This is a genomic window from Mycobacterium attenuatum (genome assembly GCF_900566085.1).
GTDB lineage: Bacteria > Actinomycetota > Actinomycetes > Mycobacteriales > Mycobacteriaceae > Mycobacterium > Mycobacterium attenuatum.
On sequence record NZ_UPHT01000012.1, the window covers coordinates 1 to 7,489 of the forward strand.

Genomic DNA, 7,489 nt, shown 5'->3' on the forward strand with positions numbered 1-7,489 from the left:
CCGCCGGCCCCGCCGGCCCCGCCGGTGGCACCGATGCCGTTGGTCAACCCGCCGGGACCCCCGTTGCCGGCGGCGCCGAAGAGCATGCCGGCGTTGCCGCCGGCCCCGCCGGCCCCGCCGGTCGTGCCCGCGGCATCCGTCGAGCTGCCGCCGGCTCCGCCGGCGCCACCGGCGCCGATCAGCATGGCGTTCCCGCCGGCCCCGCCGGTTCCGCCGGCCTTGCCGGCGGCCGAGGTGTTGCCGCCGGCGCCGCCGGCCCCGCCGCTACCGAGCAGCCCGGCGGCCCCGCCGGCGCCGCCCTTACCGCCGTCGGCGGTCGTTGAGGACGTTCCGGACCCGCCGGCGCCGCCGTTGCCGATCAGCCAACCGCCGGCCCCGCCGTTGGCCCCGGTTCCCGGGGCTCCGTTGGCACCATTGCCGATCAGCGGACGCCCGGTAGCCGCGACGAACGGCGCATTGATCGCGTCGAGGAGGGGCTGCAGCGGTGTCGCGGCGGCATAGTCGGCAGCCGCATACGATGTCCCGCCCACATTTAGCGCCTGCACAAACTGCTGATGAAAAGCGGCGGCCTGCGCGCTCAATGCCTGATAGGCCTGGCCGTGCGCGCCGAACAATGCCGCGATCGCCGCGGAAACCTCGTCTGCGCCCGCAGCCAGTAACCTCGTCGTGTTGGCCGCGGCGGCGGCATTAGCCTCGCCGACGGTCGACCCGATGGTGGCTAGATCTGTTGCCGCTGCCACCAGCGCCTCCGGCGCTGCGATCAGAAACGACATCCGACACCTCCCGATACGCCATGACTGCGTTGTCATGCCGACCTGGGGCTCCCCCGTCACCAGAGAAATTCGGCCAATACAGCCTATCCCCGTGCCGCCGGCGCCTTTGCGGGTTTGGCGAAATCCCGGCCTTCTTTTCGCGGGCCGCAAGCAAGTGACGACGCGGCCGAGCCGTCACATCCACAACGGGACTTGCACTGTGGCCGTCCCCGGTGTTCGAATGTCGATAATGAAAACCATGTTTATCACGTGCCGAAGCTTGCGGTGATGTCCCCGGTGTGGATGGCGTCGCCGCCGGAAGTGCATTCGGCGTTGCTCAGCAGCGGACCTGGGCCGGGTTCGCTGCTGGCGGCGGCGGCGGCGTGGTCGGCGCTGAGTGCCGAATACAGTGCCGCAGCAGACGAACTCATGGCCGTGCTGGGCGCGGTCCAGGGCGGTGCCTGGGAAGGCCCCACTGCTGAGCGGTATGTAGCCGCCCACGTGCCCTATCTGATGTGGTTGATGCAAGCTGGCACGGTCAGTGCGGCCGCGGCCGCGCGGCATGAAACGGTGGCCGCCGCCTACGCCACCGCTTTGGCGGCGATGCCGACACTGGCCGAGCTCGCGGCCAACCACGCCATCCATGGCGTCTTGGTGGCGACGAACTTCTTCGGGATCAACACCATCCCGATCGCGCTCAACGAGGCCGACTACATGCGGATGTGGATTCAGGCAGCCACCACGATGGCGACCTATCAAGCGGTGTCCGGCGCGGCAGTCGCATCCACGCCGCCGACTGCCGCGGCGCCGCAGATAGTGACCGCCGAAGCCGCGGGTGACGGCCATGAACACGGCGGTTACGCCACCCCGATCGACAACTTCGTTGCTGAAGTTCTGCGCATCATCACCGGTGGTCGGGTGATATGGGATCCCGCCGAAGGCACTGTCAACGGGATCCCCTACGACGACTACACGAATGCGGCCCAACCCATCTGGTGGCTGGTTCGTGCGCTCGAATTAAGCCAGGACTTTCAAACGTTCACCAAGGACCTGTTCACCAACCCGGCGGCGGCGATGCAATTCCTCGTCGAACTGATGCTGTTCGACTGGCCCACCCACATCGCGCAGATCGTCCAAGCGCTGACCCAATCGCCGCAGTTGCTCGCTGTCGCTATCAGCGGCGCCATCTCCAACCTAGGGGCGGTGACTGGCTTCGCGGGGTTGTCCGGGCTGGCCGGAATCCCGCCGCCCGCAATACCGGTCGCCGCGCCACCGGTCCCAGCCGCGCCCGCCATGGTGCCGGTCGCCGGGATGCCTGCGTCGGTTCCCGCGTCGGGCGCGGCGCCAGCCCCGGCGCCGACACCCGCCTCCGCGACCAGTGCGGGGACCGGTGCCGGTCCGGCACCGCCAACGGCCCCACCGGCACCGGGCTTCAGCTATCCCTTCCTGGTTGGCGGCGGCCCTGGCATCGGGTTCGGCGAGGGGATGAGCACCAGCGCCGCCGCTAGCGCCAAGAAGAAGGCACCGGAACCCGATTCCGCCGCGGCGGCGGCAGCGGCAGCTGCCCGCGAGCAGACCCGTCGGCGACGGCGCCGTCGAACCGAACTGCGCGACCACGGCCAGGAATTCATGGACGTTGAGGTCGGTCCGGAATGGGATGCACCACAGGATGCGGACCCGGTCGGGCCGACCGCTTCAGATCAGGGTGCGACGAATCTGGGATTTGCCGGCACGGTTGAGAAGGACACCGCCACCGCGGCGGCCGGCTTGACCACGGTAACTGGCGATCAATTCGGTGCTGGAGCCAAGGCGCCGATGCTGCCGGGCACTTGGCAGCCGGACCGTCCGGACGCGCATTAATGTCGGTTGGGTGCGCAGTGAAGGTGACACCTGGGACATCACAACGAGTGTGGGATCGACCGCGCTGTTCGTGGCCGCGGCACGGGCTTTGGAGGCCCAGAAGCCCGATCGGCTGTCTTTCGACCCGTACGCGGAGCTGTTCTGCCGTGCCGTCGGCGGTGCCTGGGCCGACTTGCTCGATGGCAAGCTTGTCGACCACGACTTGAAGAGCACCGACTTCGGTGGGCATTTCGTCAATTTCCAGGGTGCTCGCACGCGGTACTTTGACGCGTATTTCCAGCGGACTGCCGACGCCGGGGCGCGCCAGGTGGTCATCTTGGCGGCCGGATTGGACTCGCGCGCGTATCGGCTGCCCTGGCCGGACGGGACGACGGTCTTCGAACTGGACCGTCCGCAGGTGCTCGATTTCAAGCGTGAGGTTCTGTTCCGGAGGGGTGCCAAACCGCGCGCCGAGCGTCGTGAGGTCGCGGTCGATCTGCGGGACGACTGGCCACGAGCGTTGCAGGAGAACGGCTTTGATCCGGCCAAACCGTCAGCGTGGATCGCCGAGGGATTGCTGATCTATCTACCGGCCGCCGCGCAGGAGCAGCTGTTCACCGGCATCGACAACCTGGCCTGCCCCGGCAGCCACGCCGCTGTGGAGGACGGCAGCCCGCTTCCGCCGGAAGTATTCGCCGCCAAAGTGGAAGAAGAACGTGCTGTCGTCGCGGCCGGTGACGCGAGACCGTTTTTCCAGTTGGTCTACAACGAGCAATGCGCACCGGCCACTGAATGGTTCGGGGCGCATGGCTGGACCGCGCTCGGTACTCCGTTGGTCGAGTACCTCGACGAGGTCGGCCGGCCGGTGCCCGAACCGGACTCCGAGGCCGGGGCGATGTTCATGCGCAACACGCTGGTCAGTGCCACCAAGCCGTAGCTGCACGCGAAAATGCAATGAGTTTGCATTGCGCGGGAACTTTTTCGGGCCGGCGTCCGACTACTGACCGCTCGCCATGTATTCCGGCAAGGAGGCCTGGATGGCGCTCGCGGCTGCACTGGACCGGCTGGCCTGAACATGACGGCACCGGTGTGGATGGCTTGGCCCCCAGAGGTGCATTCGACTCAGCTCAGCAGCGGACCCGGGCCGGGCGGCATGTTGGCTGCGGCTTCGGCGTGGAGTTTGCTAAGTGCCGAATACACCGCGGTGGCCGAGCAGCTCGCCGAGCTTCTGGGTTCGGTTCAGGCCGGCGCCTGGCAGGGGCCGACGGCCGCACGCTATGTGGAGGCCCACTCGCCGTATCTGGCCTGGCTGATGCGGGCCGCCGCGAGCAGCGCGACGAGGGCAGTTCAGCATGAGGCCACCGCCGCGGCCTACACCGCGGCGCTGGCGGCGATGCCGACGATGGCGGAATTGGCTGCCAACCACGCGACCCATGCGGTGTTGGTCGCCACCAACTTCTTCGGGATCAACACCATTCCCATTGCGCTCAACGAGGCCGACTACGTGCGGATGTGGATCCAGGCGGCCGCCACCATGTCGACATATCAGGAGGTCTCCGGTGCGGCAGTGGCGTCCGCGCCGCCGGCCGAGCCGGCCCCGGAAATCGAGGTGATGCACACCGACGACGGCGCCGACGAGGGTGACCATGGCGGAATCGTCGACAATGACGGCGGCGACCCGACGCAGTTGAATTGGTGGATAAACCGCTTCACCGAAATCACCCAAACCCTGGGCAGGGATCTGGAGGAATTTCCGGAGAACCCGTCCGCGTCGATCGCACTAATTCAGAACGACATTCCGCTACTTGTGGCCGACGAAATCAGCCATCTGGGCGAAGTTATCAGCACGTTCCCGCAATTGCAGGCCCTTCCGCTGGCGTTGTCGGTCACCGCCCCCGGTCTCTTGGGTGGCTTTGCCGGATTGACCGCACTGACCGGCGCGCAGCCCGTTGCGATGCCGGAAGTGGCGGCCGAGCCCGGGCCGGTCATGTCGGAGCCCGGTGTGCACGTCGTCGCCAGCCCCGCATTTGGGACTGTGGCGGCGACGCCGGCCGCGGCTGCAACGACGGCCCCCGCACCATCGGCTGCGCCGGCCGCGGTGTCAGCAGCGTCCGCCGCACCACCGCCGGCCGCCGGGATCGGCGGTGCGGCGTTTCCCTATGTCGTCGGCGGCCCCGGCGTGGGGTTCGACTCGGCGATGAGTGCGTTCGCCCGGCGGTCAGCGCCCGAACCGGATCTGGTTGCCACCCCGGCGGCGGCTGCTGCGGCGGCCCGGGATGAGAAACGTGCGCGCCGACGCCGTCGGACAGCGTTGCAGGACTGTGGTTTTCGTTACGAGTTCCTGGATTCAGAAGCCTCGTCGGATGCGGTGCCTGCTCCGTCCACAGCGTCCGGCCAGGGGGCGGGGATTCTGGGATTCACCGGAACCGCAGGCCGGCAAGGCATCCAGGAAGCGGCGGGGCTGGCGACGCTCACCGGCGACGGGTTCGGCGGCGGACCGGTCGTGCCAATGGTTCCCGGTAGTTGAGATAACTATTTGTATTCATGGAATTCTTTGGGGCAAAAGGATATCGGAGACACATAGCATTCGATGCCGCCCTGGCCAGCCGGAACTCATAGGTCCCAATAACATCGGAGAGTCGTCGTCGCCGGGTTCGTCCGCACCCTTGCTGCGTGACTTCACGAAGCGCCCCGCACCTTCCATTCGTTGACGTCTGGTTGGACGTCCTAAGAGATCCGTTGATGTACAACGTATTTCGACCGGCGTGCGCGGGACTCAGGTGGAGCGCCGAACTACGGCAACAAAATTCGGAGAACGCGACCGCATCTAGCCGCACGGCAGCTGACAACGGGTACATTTCCGTACTCGCTCACGACTCGTGGTGATGCGAAATGCCTACGCGCACGTAGGTTTTTCCTACCGTGTTTCCTACGTAACCGTAGCTATAGACAACTGTTGACAAGGGGTACGTTCCGTGAGACTTTTTTCCGCACTGTGCCTGACAGTCGCGGCCGGTAAGGCCTTCGGCCATGCAGGCGGATGAGACACAATCGGAAGGAGTCGACAGTGACGTTGCAGGTGGTTCCGGAAGGTTTGGCAGCGGCCAGCGCGGCGGTAGCAGCGCTCACCGCTCGCCTGGCGGCCGCGCATGCTGCGGCACTACCGGCAATTACCGCGGTGGTGCCGCCGGCGGCTGACCCGGTGTCGGTACAGACCGCGGCCGGGTTCAGCGCGCACGGCGGCGCCCACGCCGCGGTCGCAGCCGAAGGCATCGAAGAGCTTGGCCGTTCGGGGATCGGTGTCGCTGAATCCGGCGTCAGTTACGCCGCGGGCGACGCCGCAGCGGCAGTGACGTACTCGGCCTCGGGCGGCTGGGTATGACCGCGCCGCTCTGGATGGCCAGTCCGCCAGAGCTGCATGCGGCATTGCTCAGCGCCGGCGCCGGCCCCGCACCGCTGCTGGCAGCATCGGGGGCATTGGCATCGCTGAGTGCCGAATACGCCTCGGCGGCAGAAGAGCTCACGCTCATACTGGCAGCAGTGCAGGCCGGCGCGTGGCATGGTCCCAGCGTCGAAGCGTACCTGGCCGCGCACGTGCCATATGTGGCGTGGTTGATGCAGACCAGCGCCGGCAGCGCGGCAACTGCCGCCGCGCATGACACCGTAGCGGCGGCCTACGTCAGCGCACTGGCCGCAATGCCGATCTTGGCAGAGCTGGCCGCCAACCACGGCACCCATGGGCTATTGGTCGCGACGAATTTCTTTGGCATCAACACTATTCCGATCGCGCTGAACGAGGCGGACTATCTCCGGATGTGGATCCAGGCCGCGACCACGATGAGCGTCTATGAGACCGTCAGCGGCGCGGCATTGGTCTGCACACCGCACATCACGCCGGCGCCGGTGCTGATCAAACCCGGCGTGGGTGAGACCGGCAACGCTGCGGCCACCGCGGGTCAAACCCTGACCCCCTTCCCGTGGCCCCAACTGACACAATTCTTGGAATTGTTCTCGAAGGCATGGACACAGATCGGTCAGTTACTGGCGAACGTTGCCTTCTCGTTCGCTGTGTGGTCGTACAATTTGATCGTCGCACTGGTGAATTTGAATTTCTGGGTGGCACTCGAAGCTGTGATAATGCTGGTGCTCACCGAGACCTGGTTTGCCATCGGAGTGATGCTGATTCCATTGCTGCTGTTCGCTCTTGTCCTGGGGGTTGTCGACATTATTGGCGGCTGGATCATCAGCAATCTGTTCGGTGTTGGTTCGCTCTTGATGGGCACGGCCGCGGGAGCGTTGGCGGCCGCTGTCGTTCCGGGTGTTGCTGGTGTGGCCGGATTGGCCGGATTGGCCGCTATGCCGGCGGTTGGTGCGGTGGCCGCGCCGGCTGCGGGATTGGTGGCTGCGCCGGCGGCGGCTATCGGGGTAGTTCGGCCGGCTCCGGGCGCCGCGGCGGTGGTTAGTGGGGCAGGAGAGCGGGCGCGGTTGGTGTCGGCGGTGCAGCCGGGTCTCGGGAACACGCCCGCGTCGGCATTGGCTTCTGATCGTGGTGCCGCGACGTCGGGGTTTGCCGGAACGGCCGGCAAGCAGATCGTCGGACAGCCCTGCGGATTGACGGCAGTGCAGGGCGCCGAGTACGGCGGTGCCGCGCACCAGCCGATGCTGCCGGCCACCTGGGTGCCGAGCGACCACGGAGCGGGCAGCCAACAGGCGTTTGCAGCTTGACGAGCTGACAACGAGTAACTGGAAAACCACATCGAAAGGAAAAGTTATGAGTTTGTTGGATGCCCATATTCCGCAGTTGGTGGCGTCGCAGTCGGCGTTTACGGCCAAGGCGGCGCTGATGCGTCACACCATTGGTCAGGCCGAGCAGTCGGCGATGTCGGCGCAGGCGTTCC

Annotated in this window: 5 protein-coding genes and 2 pseudogenes; 6 read left to right on the plus strand and 1 reads right to left on the minus strand. The window is 66.7% G+C overall.

Annotation, left to right across the window (positions count from 1 at the left end; all coding sequences use genetic code 11):
* Positions 1-221 precede the first annotated feature (221 nt).
* A pseudogene (locus EET13_RS02220) lies at positions 222-773 on the minus strand (PE family protein); the annotation flags it as partial.
* A gap of 267 nt (positions 774-1,040) precedes the next feature.
* Here EET13_RS02220 and EET13_RS02225 point away from each other — a divergent pair.
* The 6 genes and pseudogenes from EET13_RS02225 to esxG all read left to right on the plus strand — a co-directional run.
* Complete coding sequence (locus EET13_RS02225) at positions 1,041-2,612, plus strand: PPE family protein (protein ID WP_122440765.1); 1,572 nt, start codon at positions 1,041-1,043, stop codon at positions 2,610-2,612.
* 10 nt (positions 2,613-2,622) lie between these two features.
* Positions 2,623-3,528, plus strand: coding sequence for a class I SAM-dependent methyltransferase (locus tag EET13_RS02230; protein ID WP_122440761.1), 906 nt, complete (start codon positions 2,623-2,625; stop codon positions 3,526-3,528).
* A 138-nt stretch (positions 3,529-3,666) separates the two neighbouring features.
* A complete protein-coding gene (locus EET13_RS02235; protein ID WP_122440762.1) occupies positions 3,667-5,118 on the plus strand; it encodes a PPE family protein in 1,452 nt (483 codons plus the stop codon).
* A 540-nt stretch (positions 5,119-5,658) separates the two neighbouring features.
* Positions 5,659-5,973 (plus strand): PE family protein, encoded by a 315-nt coding sequence (locus EET13_RS02240; protein WP_122440763.1) that lies wholly within the window; start codon positions 5,659-5,661, stop codon positions 5,971-5,973.
* Positions 5,970-7,316 carry a PPE family protein gene (locus EET13_RS02245; protein ID WP_122440764.1) on the plus strand — a complete coding sequence of 449 codons (1,347 nt, stop codon included), beginning with the start codon at positions 5,970-5,972 and terminating at the stop codon, positions 7,314-7,316. The genes EET13_RS02240 and EET13_RS02245 overlap by 4 nt, the downstream gene beginning before the upstream one ends.
* Before the next feature lie 46 nt (positions 7,317-7,362).
* Positions 7,363-7,489: pseudogene (gene esxG, locus EET13_RS02250) on the plus strand (type VII secretion system protein EsxG); the annotation flags it as partial.

Coding starts and splice junctions, on each gene's coding strand:
- EET13_RS02235 (WP_122440762.1), top strand. CDS start 3,667: ATGACGGCACCGGTGTGGATGGCTTGGCCCCCAGAGGTGCATTCGACT.
- EET13_RS02225 (WP_122440765.1), top strand. CDS start 1,041: ATGTCCCCGGTGTGGATGGCGTCGCCGCCGGAAGTGCATTCGGCGTTG.
- EET13_RS02245 (WP_122440764.1), top strand. CDS start 5,970: ATGACCGCGCCGCTCTGGATGGCCAGTCCGCCAGAGCTGCATGCGGCA.